Genomic DNA, 15,726 nt, shown 5'->3' with positions numbered 1-15,726 from the left:
AGACGTAGGCCCGGCTTGCGCGCGACCAGCACAGCCAGCGCCGGATCCGCCGACAGTCGTTCCACCACGGCGCGCGGGTCGGCGTCCAGGTCGAATAGGCACCGAACCCGCTGCGCCGCGGTGGTCAGATCGCGTAGGTCGGTCAGCAACAGACGGCACTCCAGCCACCCTCCGTTACCCGCCCGTTCGTCGACCTCCGCAACGCCGCTTCCTCTCGGCAGCCGCAGGGTTCGCCGGTACGTTCGCTCACCGGGCCGGCCGACGACCTCCTCGACGCCGTGGATCGCGCGTCGCTGAAGGTAGTCGACGAGTTCGTCGACCGCGTACGGCTCCCGATAACCGAGCCGAAGCACCAGCCCAGCCGCATCCCGGTTGTGACCCGGTACGGCGGACCGGGCCGGAGTCACCGGACGCGCCGGGCGCCCGCCCCGCAGTTCGCTCGGCGTGGCGGCATAGATCATCCTGATGGTGTCGTTGAACTGCCGGACGCTCGCGAACCCGGCCGCGAAGGCGATGCCCGTCGCCGCCAGGTCGGTGGTCTGGAGCAGTACCCGCGCGGTCTGCGCCCGCTGTGCACGGGCCAGCGCGAGTGGTGCCGCGCCCACTTCCGCGTTCATCTGCCGTTGAAGCTGCCGCACGCTGTAGCCCAGGCGCGCCGCGAGCCCCGAGACACCCTCCCGGTCGACCACGCCGTCGCCGATCAGCCGCATCGCACGGCCGACCACGTCGGCGCGAACGTTCCATTCGGCCGAGCCGGGCACCGCGTCGGGACGGCACCGCCGGCACGCCCGGAAGCCCGAGCCCTGCGCCGCCGCGGCTGTCGGAAAGAACCGGACGTTCTCCCGCTTCGGCGTGACGGCTGGACAACTCGGGCGGCAGTAGATGCCGGTGGTGGTGACGGCGAAGAAGAACGCGCCATCGAAGCGCGTGTCCCGGCTGCGCAGCGCCTCGTAGCGGCTCTGGTCCGTCATCACTCCACCTACTCTCGACGAGTCCCGTCTCGCATGCTGGCGGAAATCGGACGTCGTGCCCGTGGGCGCATGGCGGGCGCGGCCATCCCCGGAGACCACACCTATCCGTCGTGGAGTCGTCACCTCTAGTTGCGAACGCCATCGGGTTCGACCTACGGTCACATGGGTAATCGGACCGCTACCCGGAGACGATCCGGCTCGACCGTACCCGCGCCCAGGCCCGGTCTCCGCCGCACGGGCGGTGTGCTCCTCCGGACCGGCCCTCCACATCCCCAGGTGGGCGGGGGACCACCGGATCGGCCCATAAGCAGGAGGTAATCGTGGGAAGGGCAGCCGGAAGCGATCCCGACCCGACCGTCCCGACCGTCCCGGTCACCGGGATCACCCACCTGGGCGGCGTCGAACCCGGTCTGGATCTTCTCGGGCTGGACTCCTTCTGCCTGCGCACCCGGCTGGGCCCGGACATCGTCCGCCGGTTGGTCGCCCTCGGCCTGCTCGACGTGCGCGTCGGCCAGGCGGGGCAGTGGTGGCTGCCGGTCTGCGCGGTCGGGCAGGCGGTGCGCATCGAACGGCTGCGCCACGACCTCGGCATTACCTATGCGGCCACCGGCGTCGTGCTGGACCTGCGCGACCGCATCGACGAACTCGAACAGCGCATCCGCGGCCATCGCGACGGCCCCGGCCGTGCCGGCCCCGGCGAGGAGTACCGATGAAGTCGACCAAGCTGACCGAGAGCTCCCAGGACGCGTTGAAGGCGGCCCAGACCAGGGCGATGCGGTTCGGCCACACCGAGGTCGACGGGGAACATCTGCTCGCCGCGCTCGTCGAGCAGCCGGACGGACTGGTCCCGCGCCTCATGATCGCATCGGGTGGTACCCCACCCGCCCTCACCGGTGCGGTGGAGGCGGAGCTGGAGCGCAGACCGCGGGTGTCCGGGCCGGGGGTCCGACCGGGCGAGGTGTACATGACGCAGCGTCTGTCCAGGGCCCTCGACGCCGCCGAACGGGAGACACACCGCCTGGGCGACGAGTACATCTCGGTCGAGCACCTGCTGCTGGCCCTGCTCGAGGAGGGACCCACGACACCGGCCGGCCGGATTCTGCACGAGCAGGGTCTGACCCGGGAACGCCTGCTCATCGCGCTGACCCGGGTGCGCGGAGACCGGCGCATCATCTCCGCCTCGCCGACGGCCACGGACGACGCGCTGGAAAAGTACGGACGCGACCTCGTCACCGACGCCCGCAACGGCCGCCTCGACCCCCTGATCGGGCGGGACGCCGAGATCCGCCGAGTGATCCAGATCCTGTCCCGCCGGACGAAGAACAATCCCGTGCTGCTCGGCGACCCCGGAGTCGGCAAGACCGCGATCGTCGAGGGCCTCGCCGACCGGATCTTCCGCAGGGACGTTCCGGACAGCCTGCGGAACAGGAGGGTGTTCCAGCTCGACCTGGGCGCGCTGGCGGCCGGGACGGCGCACCGCGGTGCGTTCGAGGAACGACTCAAGGCGGTTATGGCCCAGGTCACGGCGTCCGAGGGGCGGATCCTGCTGTTCGTCGACGAACTGCACGCCGTCCTGGGGGCGGGTGCCGCCGAGGGGACGACGGATGCCGGCAACGTGCTCAAGCCGCTACTGATCCGCGGCGACCTGCACCTGATCGGGACGACGACACTCGAGGAGTACCGCCGGCAGATCGAGTCCGACCCCGCGTTCGCACGCCGGTTCCAGACAGTCATAATCGATGAACCATCAGCGACGGACACCATCTCTATCCTGCGCGGGCTGCGAGGACGGCTGGAAATCTTCCACGGGGTTCGGATCGCCGACGCGGCACTGGTCTCGGCGGCGATGCTGTCCCATCGGTACATCAGCGACCGTTTCCTGCCGGACAAGGCGATCGACCTCGTCGACGAGGCGGGCGCCATGCTGCGCACCGACATCGACTCGATGCCGACCGCCCTCGACAAGATCACCCGCAGGGTGGTCCGACTGGAGATCGAGGAGGCCGCGCTCGCGCAGGAATCCGATCCGGCGAGCATCGCCCGGCTGGACCAGCTCCGTGGGGAGCTCGCCGACGTGCGGGCCGCGGCGAACGCGATGCGCGCGCGGTGGGAGGCCGAACGCCAGGCCATTCGGCGAGTCCGGGGGCTGCGGGAGGAGATCGAACAGGCCCGGCGGCGGGCCGAGGAGGCCGAACGGGCACACGACCTGGCGACCGCGGCGGAACTGCGCCACACCCGCCTGCCCGAACTGGACCGGCGGCTCGCCGACGAGTCCGAACGGCTCACCCCCCGGCGGGGCGGCCACCGGTTGCTGCGCGAGATTGTGACCGCCGACGAGATCGCCGATCTGGTCTCCCGCTGGACGGGGATCCCGGTGGCCCGGCTCCTCGAGGGGGAACGGGAGAAGCTGCGACGCCTCGACCAGGTCCTGCGCGCCCGGGTCGTCGGACAGGACGAGGCGGTGCGGCTCGTCGCCGACACGGTGCTCCGGGCCCGCGCGGGCATCGGGAACCCGCGCCGCCCGATCGGGTCATTCCTCTTCCTCGGGCCGATGGGGGTCGGGAAAACCGAGCTGGCCCGGGCCCTGGCGACGGCCCTGTTCGACTCCGAGGACAGTCTGATCCGCATCGACCTGGGCGAGTACCAGGAGCGGCACAGCGTCGGCCGGCTACTGGGCGCCCCACCCGGCCAGACCGGGCCCGTCGAGGGCGGGCAGCTCACCGAGGCGGTACGACGCAAGCCCTACGCGGTGGTGCTGTTCGACGAGATCGAGAAGGCACACGCCGACGTCCTCAACGTCCTGCTGCAGGTCCTGGGCGACGGTCGGCTCACCGACGCCCGGGGACGCACCGTCGACTTCCGCGACACCGTCGTCATCCTGGCCTCCGGCGTGGGGTCCGAACGGCTCACGGGCGGTCCGGACGCTGACGGGACGGCCGGACCCGAGGTCCGCGCTCGGATCACGGCCGACCTGCGCCGGGCCTTCCGGCCCGAGTTCCTTCACCAGGTCGACGAAGTCGTGCTGTTCTCCCCGCTGACCCTGCCCGAGATCGAGCGGGTCGTCGACCTGCTGGTGGACGACCTGCGGGCCCGCTTGGCGGATCGGCGCATCACCCTGAACATCACCGAGCCGGCCAGGATGTTCATCGCCCGTCAGGGCTACAACCCAGTCCACGGCGCCCGCCCGCTGCGCCGCTACCTGCAACGCGAGGTGGAGACCCGGATCGGGCGGGAGATGATCGCCGGCGAGGTCGACGACGGTTCCGCGGTGGTCGTCGACCTCGCCGGAGACGCGCTGACGGTCCGGCACGGACGGTCCGGCACGCTCAGCGGTCGCTGAACCCCGGACGGTCGCCGAACCTCTTGCGGAGGACGGCGAAGTAGAGATCCGGTCGCAGCGGCAGGCCGAACCGTTCGTCGTCGTAGGGGAACGGGCTCGTTCTGGTGGTCAAGACGTATCCGCGCCGCTGATACCAGGCGATCAGTTCGGCCCGTTGGGCGATGACCAGCAGGCCCATCCAGGCCGCGGACCAGGCCGTCACGGCGTGCCGTTCGGCGAGCCGCAGCAGCGTGTCGCCGAGCCCGTTGCCCTGGCGGGTCGGGCTTACCGCGAACATGCCGAAGTAGGACCCGGTCGACGGTGATGCATCCGGGCCACACCGCTCCGCGTCAGCCTGCCCACGGGTGGTATGCCCCGACCGGGCCACCGCGGTCACCGCGGTCACCGCGTGCTCCGACCGGGCCGGTGGCTCGACCCGTCGTTCCACGTGGCAGCAGCCGAGGAGGGTTCCGTCCGGGTCCTGCGCGAGCAGGACCACGCTGTCCGGCGCCGCCAATGCCGCGCCGACCGCGGCGGCGTCGGTGCGCCGCCCGGCGAGCAGGTCGGCTTCGGTGGTCCACCCCGCGCGACTGGGCTCCCCCCGGTACGCGGACTCGACGAGCTCGACGATCGCCGCGACGTCGGCCTTGGTCGCACGGCGGAACGTGAGATCGCCCGGGTAGACGTGGGAAACCGATCGCATCCCCCCATCCTCACAGCTCCAGGAAGTAGTCCCCCGGGAACGCGAGCGAGCGCATGGTGGGTAACGTCCCGGGCGGGACGGGGGAACGGGGGGACGGGGGCGTCACGGCGGCGGCGAGGCGGGGAAGCACCAGGCCCAGAGGCGCGTCGACCCGGACGGCCGCGCGGCTGTCCCCCCGGGTCGGACCCTGGTTGACGATCGCGATCGGGATGTCGAGCTCCGCCGCACGGAGCACGAACCGGTAGCCGGACATCACCGTCAGCGACGATCCGAGGATCAGCAGCGCCCTGGCCCCCTCGACCAGCCGGAACGCCTCCGCGGCACGCGGCCGCGGCACGGTCGCGCCGAAGAACACCACGTCCGGTTCCAGCTCGTCACCGTCGCACCGGCGGCAGCCCACCATGACGAAGGCGGCGACCATGTCGTCGGGGAGCGTGACATCGCCGTCCGGGTTGCTCTGCGCGGCGCCGACATGGAATCCGGGATTGACCGCCCGCAGACGCTGGTCGAGCTCGAGGCGAGGGCTCACGTCGCCGCAGCCGCGGCATAGCACGCGCGACAGCCTGCCGTGCAAATCGATGACGCGCCGTGAGCCGGCACGCTGGTGCAGGCCGTCGACGTTCTGCGTCACGACACCGGTCACCAGGCCGTCCTGCTCCAACCGGGCCAGTGCACGGTGGCCCGGGTTCGGCTCCGCCCGGGCCACCCGCCGCCACCCGGCATGGCTGCGGGCCCAGTAGCGGTGCCGGGCCGCGGGATCATCGGTGAACTCCTGGTAGGTCATCGGGGTGTGATGGCGCAGTGCCCCGTTCGGACCCCGGTAGTCCGGAATACCGGAGTCGGTGGAGATCCCCGCACCGGTCACCACCACGACCCCGCCGGCCGCGGCCAGCGAGCAGAGCCGGTCGAATACCTCGCCCCCGCCACCCGTCACCTGCTGTCGCACACCGTCCCTCACACCGTCTATGCTGCCCGATCCGGCCGTGCCCCGGATGCCCGTTCCGCGCCACCGCTCCCCGCCCGTCCGCTCCCCGCCCGTCCGGGGATGGAGCCCGGGGGGAGACGTCCCGGCAGGTTGATGTTTCGGACACCGGCATCGATACGTCGTGTAGTCGTCCTAGCCGTGTGGTGTGATCAGGCCCAGGGTCGTACGGTTGCGGCAAAGCCAGCCTTCCCGAGGGTGGTTACGACGATGTACGGCGAGAACGCACAGGTCGGCACCAGGCACGCCGAGTCGGGGGATGCCCGGCGCCACCCCTCCGGCTCAGTCGGCCACGGCAGCTCAGTCGGTCACGGCAGGTCAGCCGCGTCGACCACAACCAGGACCACCGTCAAAACCGTCGGCATGACCGCCGGCACGAGCGCAGGCCGACCGGCCGCGATGGAGGCCGAGCTGGCCTCGGTCCATCCCGGTCCGGCCGCGCCGGTATGTGAGGCGGCCGGGCGCATCGCCCGGTCGGAGGAGACCATCGAGGCGGAGGTCATCCGTCTCTTGCCCGGAGCCCTCGCTGTCGTTCGCACTCCCGCCGGAACGGAGGAGGTGGGCATCGCCTTGGTCGACGCCCATCCCGGAGATGCCGTGCTGGTCCACGCCGGGGAGGCGATCGCCGTTCTCTAGCCCATCCGTTCGTTCGTCCGTCCGGGCCAGGCCCGTCCAGGGCAGGGAGATGCAATGACGGTTTGTTCGCCGTTCGACCAGACCGCGGCGATCGCGGACGCTGAGATCTACCGCGGCGAGTCCACCCGTCCCGACCGCGCCACCACCTGCGGCTCAGACCGGCGGATCGGGGTGCTGACCCCGTCGTCCTATGCCCTCGCCCATCCGGGGGAGCGTTCGCATGCCCACTCGGAGTGTCTCCTGGAATGCGGCCCCGACACCGTGCTCCGGGTCCGGGTGCGCTACCTGCAGCTGACGGCCCGTTCCGTGGATCGTGGCCCCAGGGATGGGGGCCGGTTTCCACCGGGCGGCTGGCCCGCGGGAGATGCCGAGCCCCGCGGCTGGGACGAGTTCATCCCGCGCCAGGTCGACGATGTGGTGACGGTCACGGACCTGTTGGCGGCGCCTCCCGGCAGCGCGGTACCGACCGCCGCGGGACCGCGGCGGAACTGGCTGCCCCGCCTGAGCGCGCCACGGCCGAATCCATGGGAGCTGGCCGATCCGGCGAGCGGTGGCGTCTCGGCGGGACTCGGACCACCTCACACCATCCGGTTCAGCGCCCCCGCCGGTCGGCGGGTGGAAACCGTGAGCGGCCACGGCGAGGCGGAACCGACCCGCATCACCTGGGACAGCTGGGCCGTGCAGGGAGAGCTGCGGTTGAGCGCCGGACTGCAGACCTGGGCACACCAGGCCGGGGGAACCGGAGCACATCGCCTGGTCCGGCTCCGGGTGGAACTGGTGAACACCTCGGGCTGGCATCTTCCGGCCGAGGAAGCGATGGATCACGTCTCCCTCGAGGCGCGCCGCCGATGGCACCGGGAACAGGCGATGCGGCACTCCCTGATCGGCGCGCACCTGCTCCTCGCGACGACCGAGGGCCGATTCGTGTCCCTGGCCTCTCCCCCGACCCGGGCCAGCGAATTCGCGAAGAACTGCGTCAACGACGGCCTCTGGCCCGCGCTCGTGGCCACCACGGACGGCCATGACACCGTGCTCGTCGCGCCGATCGTCCTTCCCGATCATCCACGGCCGGCGCCGGTGGACCACGACGGCGGCAGCTGACCGCCGGCCCGCCATCGGCCTCGGCCGATGAGCCGAGGCCGGTCGTCAGCAGCAACAGCAGCGGGAACAGCGAGTGGAACTTACGCGCCGGGAGGATGTCAACATTGTTGATTATCTTGGATCGGACGCGGTGGTCACGTTTCTACGGCGCGTAGAATCTGCTGAGTGCGACTACAGGCGAGGCTGTCCGCGAGACGGCGTACGGCAGTCCCGAGTAGGAGCGGCACCCGGTTCGCCAACCCCACCGGTGGTACGGGCGGCACGGGGCCCACCGGCCTCGCCGCGGCGATCAGCCTGGTTGTGGCGCTTGGCCTCGTCGCGGCGGTCCCGCTCGGACTGGCCACCCCCGCATCGGCGCATTCACGCCTGGTCACCAGCACCCCGGTGGCGGACAGCACTCTCACTGCCCCGCCACATGAGATCATCCTGATGTTCAACGAGCCAGTGTCCCCGCGCTACACGAACGTCGCCGTCACAGCGACCGACGGCGCCAGCGTGACCGCCGGTGCCACCCGCGTCGAGGGCGGCAGCGTCCACCAGGACCTCACCGCTCTTCGCGACGGTCGCTACACGGTGGCCTATCGGGTCGTGTCCGCGGACGGTCATCCGGTCGGCGGCGAGTTCGCCTTCACCGTTGCCGGCGGCACGGCGTCCGCGGGCCAGGAGGGATCCCCGCCCCCGTCCCCGGTCACCACGACGCCGACCCCGGCAGCCACCGCAAGCCCGACCACGGGTGCCGCGCCGGCCCCGTCCGCGACCGTCACTGCCATCACGGCCGATACGGGATCCGCGGACGGCGGTGACGGTGGCGGTGGCTGGATACTCCCCGTTGTGATCGCCGGTGTCCTCACGCTCGGCGGCGGCACCCTGTTCGCCCTGCGGCGACGTCACTCCGGAGCGCGCTGACCCTATGGACACCCCCGTCACCAGGAAAGACCCCGCCATAACGAACAACTCCACCACGCCCGCAGACCCCACCACGCCCGCGGGTCCGGCCGCTCCTCCGTATGCCGCCGCTCCCACCAGGACCAGCCCCGCCAGCCGCTCCACCTCGGGGGACGGACGGACGGCGGCGGTCGGACGGATGGCGCCCGTCGCCGTCGCGGCCGGATGCGTGGCGCTGGCCCTGACCGTCGGTTTCGGGCCAGGCCCCCTGCGGCTGCCCGGCCTGCCCTCGTCCGGCACGCCCACCTACTGGGCACTGCCGTTCACGCATCTGGTCGGCAAGATCGCCGCCGTGGGGACGATCGGATGGCTTCTCGCGGCCGCCGTCCTTCTTCCGGCGAAACACGGGCGTTCGGCGCAACGCGGTGCGGCCGGCAACGAGTCGCGGGTGGGCATCCTGTCCCCCACGGCCCGGCGGTGCGGCCGGTACGCGGCGAACGCCGCGGCTCTGTGGATGGTGGCCACCCTCGTGGAGCTGCTGTTCACCCTGTCCGAGATCTCCGCGCGCCCGGCCGGCGACGTCCTGGGCGTCTCCTCGCTGCGCTCCTTCGTCTCCACCACCTCCCAGGGCCGGGCACTGCTCGTCGTGGCGGCCCTGGCGGCCGTCATCGCGATGATCGGCCGTACGGTCACGACGACAACCGCGGCCGGGGCCCTGCTCGCTGTCGCGGTCGCCGGCATCGTGCCGCCGATCCTGGTTGGCCACGCCGCCACGTCCGGCGATCATGCGATCGCAGTGGTGGCCCTCGGCGTGCACGTATTCGCGGCCACGGCCTGGGTGGGTGGTCTACTCGGCCTGCTCACCGCGGTGCGGCTGCCGGTGGGCTCGTTCGGCCCGGCGCTGCGCCGGTACAGCCGGTTCGCGGCCGGGGCGGCGGCCGTCACGGCGATCAGCGGGATCGCCGGTGCGGCCCTGCGGCTCGGCGGCTTCACCCCGTTGTGGGACACCCGCTACGGCCTGCTGGTCCTGCTCAAGGCCGCGGGCCTGCTGGCCGCCGTCACGCTCGGTGGTCTGGTGCGCCGCCGGATCGTCGCCGGGCTCGCGGTGAGGACGCCCACCGACCAGACCGGCACTGCTCAGACGAACACCCGCCGGACCGGCACCGACGGGACTACCGCGGTCGCTCGTTTCCTGCGCATCGCCGGCGTGGAGCTCACCGTTCTCACGGCCACGGTCGGACTGGCCGTCGGACTGTCCCGCACGGCGCCACCGGTGAACGACGCACTCGTTCCCGACGATCCGACCCAGACGCTGCTCGGATACCCGATGCCCCCACCGATCACCGCCGTGCGGCTCGCCACCGACTGGCGCATCGACTGGGTCTTCCTCGCCGGCGCGGTCACCGCCGCCCTGCTCTACCTCGCCGGCCTGCGCCGGCTACGGGCACGCGGCGCTCCCTGGCCGCTCGGGCGCACCATCGCCTGGCTCGCCGGCCTGCTCGTCGTCGTGGTCGCCACATCGAGCGGACTCGGGCTGTACGGGCCGGTCCTGCTCAGCGTGCACATGAGCCAGCACATGCTGCTCAGCATGCTGGCCCCGATCCCGCTGGTGCTCGGCGCGCCGGTGACCCTGGCGCTGCGGGCGATGCGGCCCGCCACGGCTCCGCACCGCACCGGACCGCGCGAATGGCTGCTGAGAACGCTGCGGTCCTGGCCGGTACGCATCCTGACCCATCCGCTGCTCGTGACGGCAAACTTCGCCGGCAGCCTCTACGTGCTCTACCTCAGCTCGCTGCTGTCGACCCTCATGCGCAACCATCTCGGCCACCTGTACATGAACGTGCACTTCCTGGCGGTCGGCGTGCTGTTCTTCGAGCTGCTGATCGGGACCGACCCGCTCCCCCGCCGGCTGCCGCATCCCGGCCGCGTCCTGATGCTGCTGGCCGTCGTCCCGTTCCACGCCTTCCTCGGCCTGACCATCATGAGCACATCGGCCCTGCTCGGCTCGGGCTGGTACGACCGCCTGGTCCGGCCCTGGGGCGTCTCACCGCTCAGCGACCAGCGGACCGCCGGGGGCATCGCCTGGTCATTCGGCGAGATTCCCACCTTCGTCGTGCTGATCGTGCTGGCCATCCAGTGGTCCCGGCTGGACGAGCGGCAGACGCGGGCCCGGGAGCGGCGCATCGCCGCCGCTGGTGACGTCGACGCCGAACTCGACGCGTACAACGCCTACCTCACCCGGCTCGCCGCCGGCCCCGCCCGGCGCACGCCGTCCGCGGCCACCCCCACTACCGCGACAGCCGCCGCCTCGACAGCAGCCACCACCTCACGCACGACCTCGCCCGCCCCCGGAGACGAGACCGGTGCTGAGGCCGAGACCTCCGGATAGGCAGGCCGGGAGAGAACCCCGACTACGGCGTCGGCCGCGGGCCGTCGGGACCGGATGCCGCGGCCCTCCCGCCCGGACGGACGACCACCGCGGACCGCGGGCTGTCGGCAGGCGCACCCTCGGCAGGCGCCGCGGGCAGGGTCCGCACCGCGGGCAGGATCCGCACGTTGCTCTGCGAAATCGGCGGGCGGCGCGCCGCTTCCAGGTCCACCCGCGCGGCCACCACCGTCAGCTGCCGGCGGATGATCGCCCATACGAGTTCGAGCAGGACCGCCGCCACCGCGGCGATGCCGACCGCCGTCCACGGCCCGGTCGTCCCCACCAGGGAGAGCTGGAAGAACTCCTGGCCGGACGGGATGGCCAGGACCAGCGCGAACGCGACCGCCATGGTCAGCACGAGCGCGATGCGCCACCAGGTGTACGGACGGGCGACGATCGCCAGTGCCCACAGCGCGACTCCGAACAGCGTCAGCGTCGCCATCGAGGTCTCGGCGTCCAGGTCTTGACCATAGAAGTGCGACCGGGCCAGCAGGTAGGACGTCATCGTCGCCGCGGCGGCGAGCAACCCGGCGGGAAGAGCGAAGCGCAGCACCCGACCGACGAAGTCCGGCTGCGCCCGTTCGGTGTTCGGCGCCAGCGCCAGGAAGAACGACGGGATGCCGATCGTCAGCGACCCGACGAGCGTGAGATGCCGAGGGAGGAACGGGTACGGCACCTGGGTGATCACAACCACGATCGCGAGCAGGACCGAGTAGACGGTCTTGGTCAGAAACAGGTTCGCGACCCGTTCGATGTTGCCGATGACCCGCCGCCCCTCGGCGACCACCGGCGGCAACGTCGCGAAGCTGTTGTTCAGCAGCACGATCTGGGCGACCGCGCGGGTCGCCTGGCTGCCGGATCCCATCGACACGCCGATGTCGGCGTCCTTGAGCGCCAGGACGTCGTTGACGCCGTCGCCGGTCATCGCGACGACGTGCCCCCGCGACTGCAACGCCGCGACCATCTCCCGCTTCTGCTGCGGGCTGACCCGCCCGAAGATCGAGTGGCTCTCCATGGCGTCGGCGAGCGCGGCCCGGTCGGTCGGCAGCGTGCGGGCGTCAACGGGATCGTCGGCGCCGGGCAGCCCCAGCGAGCGGGCGACCGCGCCGACCGACAGCGCGTTGTCCCCCGAGAGGATCTTGGCGGCGACGTTCTGCTCGGCGAAGTACCGCAGGGTATCCGGGGCATCCGCCCGCAGCCGCTGGGCGATGACCACGAGCGCCACCGGGACGACGCCAGTCGGCACCGTCGCCGGGTCCGCCAGTGCGTCCGCCAGCGGCGCGCCGAACCGAGCGAGCAGCAGCACCCGCAGGCCCTGCGCCCCGTACTCGTCCGCGGTGGCGAGCACCCGGTCACCAGCTGCCAGCAGCACATCGGGCGCGCCGAGCAGCCAGGTGCCCTCGGTCCCGTCTGCGGCGGCGAGGGTCGCGCCGCTCCATTTACGCGCCGAGGAGAACGGCGCGTCCGCCCGCACCTGCCAGCCCTGCGGGGCGGGATAGGCATCGATGATCGCCTGCAGGCTCGGATTCGGCCGGCTGTCGGCCGCGCCGAGGGCGCCGAGCACGCTCGGCACGAGGGTGCTCGGCTCTCCGGCCGCGCCTGCCCCGGAGGCGGCGCCCGTCTCAGATACGGCGCCCGTCTCAGGTACGGCGCCGGCGGTGCCCGGCTCGACGATCCGCAGCTCCACGACGTCCATCGCGGCCTCGGTGAGGGTGCCGGTCTTGTCCAGGCAGACGACGTCGACGCGGGCCAGCCCCTCGATCGCGGGCAGTTCCTGCACCAGGCACTGCCGCCGGCCCAGCCGCACCACGCCGACCGCGAAGGCGACCGACGTGAGCAGCACCAGGCCCTCCGGCACCATCGGCACGAGCCCGGCGACCATCCGGCGGATGGCCTCGGGCAAGTCGTCGTCGTTGACGACCACCTGGCTGATGATCAGCACGAGGCCGGCCGGAACGATCATCCAGGTGACGACCCGCAGAATGGTGCTGATGCCGCCCCGCAGCTCGGAGTGCACCAGGGTAAACCGGCTCGCCTCCTCAGCGAGCCGGGCCGCGTAGGCCTCGCGGCCCACCCGGGTCGCCCGGAACGCCCCCGACCCCGCGACAACGAAGCTGCCCGACATGACGATGTCGCCGGGCTGCTTGTGCACCGGATCCGCCTCACCGGTGAGCAGCGACTCATCGACCTCCAGGTGATCGGCTGCCAGGACCAGGCCATCGACGGGGATCTTGTCGCCGGCGCCGAGCTCGATCACGTCGTCCAGCACGATCTCGGCGGCGGGGAGCTCCCGGGCGATACCGTCACGCCGCACGACGGGCCGGGACTCCCCCACCACGGCAAGCCGGTCCAGGGTGCGCTTCGCCCGCAGCTCCTGGAACAGGCCGACCAGGGTGTTCACGATGATCACACCGCCGAACAGGGCGTCCTGGAATGGACCGACGATGACGACGAAGACCAGCAGAACGCCGATGATCGCGTTGATCCGGGTGAGGACGTTCGCACGGATGATGTCGCGCAGCGAACGGCTGGAGCGGGCCGGCACGTCGTTGACGCGGCCGTCGGCGACGCGTTCGGCGACCTCGGCGGCGGTCAGCCCGGCGGCGGATCGACCGGTCGCGGCGGGGCCGGACCCGCCGACGGACCAGGCCCCGCCGGCGGGCATGGACCCGTTGGCGGACGCGGGGTCGTCGATGGACGCGGGGTCGCCGACGGGCGCCAGGTCCCGGTCGTCGAACCGTCCCGGAGACAGCCGCGATCCCGCGGCCCCTCGCCGAATCATGGCGTCCTCCACGCTCCGTCGCGGTCGCTGCCGGAGGCTCGGCAGCGGAATCGGTATCGGTTTCCCGACCGACGTCGGGCGGGCCTCGGACTCGTTCGGATATGTCCCGCAGACACCTTCACCGTCTGCACACGCGGACCGCCGACCCTCACCGTAGTTGACGGGCGTAGGCACGTGGGTCGCGCCTGGGGCTCCCCGCCCGTTCAGCCCGGGGGGGCACCGGCGCCGGGGCTGAGGGCACCCCCGGCCAGCAGGGAGAACAGCAGCAACCCCAGCCCCACGCGATACAGCACGAAGGGCGCGAAACTGCGCGTCGAAATGTACCGTAGGAACCACGCGATCGCGGCGTACCCGGTGGCGAACGCCACGAGCGTGGCGAGGATCGTCGGGCCCCAGGCGACGTCGGCATTCTTCCCACCGATGGAGCGCAGTTCGAAGACCCCGGACGCCAGCACCGCCGGCATCGCCAGCAGGAAAGAGTACCGGGCCGCGGCCTCGCGGGTGTAGCCGAGGAGCAGGCCTCCGCTGATCGTCGCACCGGACCGGGAGACGCCGGGGATCAGCGCGGCAGCCTGGGCGAGGCCATAGAAGAGCCCGTCACGCACCGACAAGTCCTCGAGTACTTTGCGCGGGCGGGGCGGCGAATGACGACCCTGCGGCCGCCCCTTCGAGGCGTACCAGTCCGCGCCGCCCAGGATCAGGCCAAGCACGATCAGCGTCGTGGCAATCAGCCGCAGGTCGCGGAACGGGCCCTCGATGGCGTCCTGCAGCGTCACCCCGAGCAGGCCGATCGGAAGGGTGCCGAGGATGACCAGCCAGCCCATCCGGGCGTCGGGATCCTTACGCATCTCCCGGCGGGTGAGCGAGCGCGCCCACGCCGCCACGATGCGGGCGATGTCCTTACGGAAGTAGATCAGCACGGCGGCCTCGGTGCCGATCTGGGTCACAGCGGTGAACGCGGCGCCCGGGTCCTCCCAGCCGGCGAGCGCGGCGGCGATGCGCAGGTGGGCGCTGGACGAGACCGGGAGAAACTCGGTGAGCCCCTGAACGAGGCCGAGGACCGTCCCCTCGAAGAAGTTCATCGACGCGCCGACCTGGCCCACGAGTCCGGCCTACCCGGCCCATCCGGTCCGTTCAGCCCGTCCGGCGAGGCCGCCGGGTCCAGAGGCCACGCGGAACGACGATCGGTCTGCCGGCTCCGCGCCCGACCTGTTCGCGTCATCCACGCACACCCGACCACGGCTTCACCGTAGCGAAGGGTGAAGTGCGGGCGGATGCCGGGTGACGGCGTCCCCGCCTTCTCCGATCCTCCGACCTGGTCCGATCGGGGTTCCGCCGGATCGGGCCGAGCCCACCCCGCAGCAGGCCCCCCACACGGGCTGACCTGGCGGTTCGTCGGACAGTCACGGACCGCGACGAACGGGCGGGTTCATGCTCTGGCCATGCAATCGAACGAGATCGCTCGCTTTCTGTTCATCTTTGGCCCGCACCGTGTCACCCGGAGGTACGGACCGCCCGCCTCGTGGCGGTCTGGCGCGCCCCGATCAGGGCCGGGAAGCGACACAGTACGCATAGGAGGTTGCACGATGAGTCATCTGCTCGCGAATGTGATCATTGAAGTGGTCGGAACAGCCGTGATCCTGGTTCTGACCAGTCTGGTGCGACGCTGGCTGGGCCAGCCGGCCGCTCGCCCCGCCTGATCCGACCCAACCCGGCCTCCCCCGACCTGACCCGCCGCCAGTCCGGCCCGTCCTGGACATCCGGGACAAGTGCCGACCGGACGGACGACGCGATCAGTCATGCAGCCTGGACGTCCTGGACGTCTGGGACGCGGTTCTGGAGGGCTGCGCTCCACCGTCCGGATCGTCCCGAAAATCGGGTTCGCCCACGTGGGCGAACGCTAAGGGAACGGCATTAAA

Annotated in this window: 11 protein-coding genes; 6 read left to right on the top strand and 5 right to left on the bottom strand. The window is 71.7% G+C overall.

The annotated features are described in order from the left end of the window. Positions 1 to 971 (bottom strand): bifunctional transcriptional activator/DNA repair enzyme AdaA (locus AC08OT_RS12170; RefSeq protein WP_476602827.1); only part of this gene is annotated, 971 nt, incomplete at its 3' end. Between the two features lie 320 nt (positions 972 to 1,291). On the opposite strand from AC08OT_RS12170, the gene AC08OT_RS12165 reads away from it, so the two are divergent. Both AC08OT_RS12165 and AC08OT_RS12160 read left to right on the top strand, forming a co-directional pair. Further along, complete coding sequence (locus AC08OT_RS12165) at positions 1,292 to 1,684, top strand: chaperone modulator CbpM (RefSeq protein ID WP_476594517.1); 393 nt, start codon at positions 1,292 to 1,294, stop codon at positions 1,682 to 1,684. After that, positions 1,681 to 4,311 (top strand): ATP-dependent Clp protease ATP-binding subunit, encoded by a 2,631-nt coding sequence (locus tag AC08OT_RS12160; protein ID WP_476594516.1) that lies wholly within the window; start codon positions 1,681 to 1,683, stop codon positions 4,309 to 4,311. The genes AC08OT_RS12165 and AC08OT_RS12160 overlap by 4 nt, the downstream gene beginning before the upstream one ends. On the opposite strand, the gene AC08OT_RS12155 is transcribed toward AC08OT_RS12160, so the two are convergent. Both AC08OT_RS12155 and AC08OT_RS12150 read right to left on the bottom strand, forming a co-directional pair. Next, positions 4,298 to 4,993, bottom strand: coding sequence for a GNAT family N-acetyltransferase (locus AC08OT_RS12155; RefSeq protein ID WP_476594515.1), 696 nt, complete (start codon positions 4,991 to 4,993; stop codon positions 4,298 to 4,300). The two genes, AC08OT_RS12160 and AC08OT_RS12155, sit on opposite strands and share 14 nt — an antisense overlap. Before the next feature lie 10 nt (positions 4,994 to 5,003). Further along, complete coding sequence (locus AC08OT_RS12150; RefSeq protein ID WP_476602828.1) at positions 5,004 to 5,960, bottom strand: NAD-dependent protein deacetylase; 957 nt, start codon at positions 5,958 to 5,960, stop codon at positions 5,004 to 5,006. 378 nt (positions 5,961 to 6,338) lie between these two features. On the opposite strand from AC08OT_RS12150, the gene AC08OT_RS12145 reads away from it, so the two are divergent. The 4 genes from AC08OT_RS12145 (at position 6,339) to AC08OT_RS12130 (ending at position 10,986) form a co-directional block, all read left to right on the top strand. Next, positions 6,339 to 6,611: a hydrogenase assembly protein HupF gene (locus AC08OT_RS12145; protein WP_462187911.1), complete on the top strand. Its 273-nt coding sequence runs from the start codon at positions 6,339 to 6,341 to the stop codon at positions 6,609 to 6,611. Positions 6,612 to 6,665: 54 nt separating this feature from the next. Beyond that, the gene (locus AC08OT_RS12140) at positions 6,666 to 7,712 is read left to right on the top strand and encodes a hypothetical protein (RefSeq protein WP_476602826.1); all 1,047 of its coding nucleotides are present in this window, start codon (positions 6,666 to 6,668) and stop codon (positions 7,710 to 7,712) included. A 165-nt stretch (positions 7,713 to 7,877) separates the two neighbouring features. Next, complete coding sequence (locus tag AC08OT_RS12135; RefSeq protein ID WP_476593645.1) at positions 7,878 to 8,618, top strand: copper resistance CopC family protein; 741 nt, start codon at positions 7,878 to 7,880, stop codon at positions 8,616 to 8,618. Between the two features lie 178 nt (positions 8,619 to 8,796). Continuing rightward, positions 8,797 to 10,986 carry a bifunctional copper resistance protein CopD/cytochrome c oxidase assembly protein gene (locus AC08OT_RS12130; RefSeq protein WP_476593644.1) on the top strand — a complete coding sequence of 730 codons (2,190 nt, stop codon included), beginning with the start codon at positions 8,797 to 8,799 and terminating at the stop codon, positions 10,984 to 10,986. Between the two features lie 22 nt (positions 10,987 to 11,008). Here the strand turns inward: AC08OT_RS12130 and AC08OT_RS12125 are convergent, their stop codons facing one another. Beyond that, positions 11,009 to 13,807 (bottom strand): HAD-IC family P-type ATPase, encoded by a 2,799-nt coding sequence (locus AC08OT_RS12125; protein ID WP_476593643.1) that lies wholly within the window; start codon positions 13,805 to 13,807, stop codon positions 11,009 to 11,011. 203 nt (positions 13,808 to 14,010) lie between these two features. After that, positions 14,011 to 14,889, bottom strand: a complete 879-nt coding sequence (locus AC08OT_RS12120; RefSeq protein WP_476593649.1) for an undecaprenyl-diphosphate phosphatase — start codon at positions 14,887 to 14,889, stop codon at positions 14,011 to 14,013. Positions 14,890 to 15,726: the final 837 nt, after the last annotated feature.

The organism is Frankia sp. CgJB1, assembly GCF_977947065.1.
This window is presented reverse-complemented; position numbering and strand designations above follow the sequence as displayed.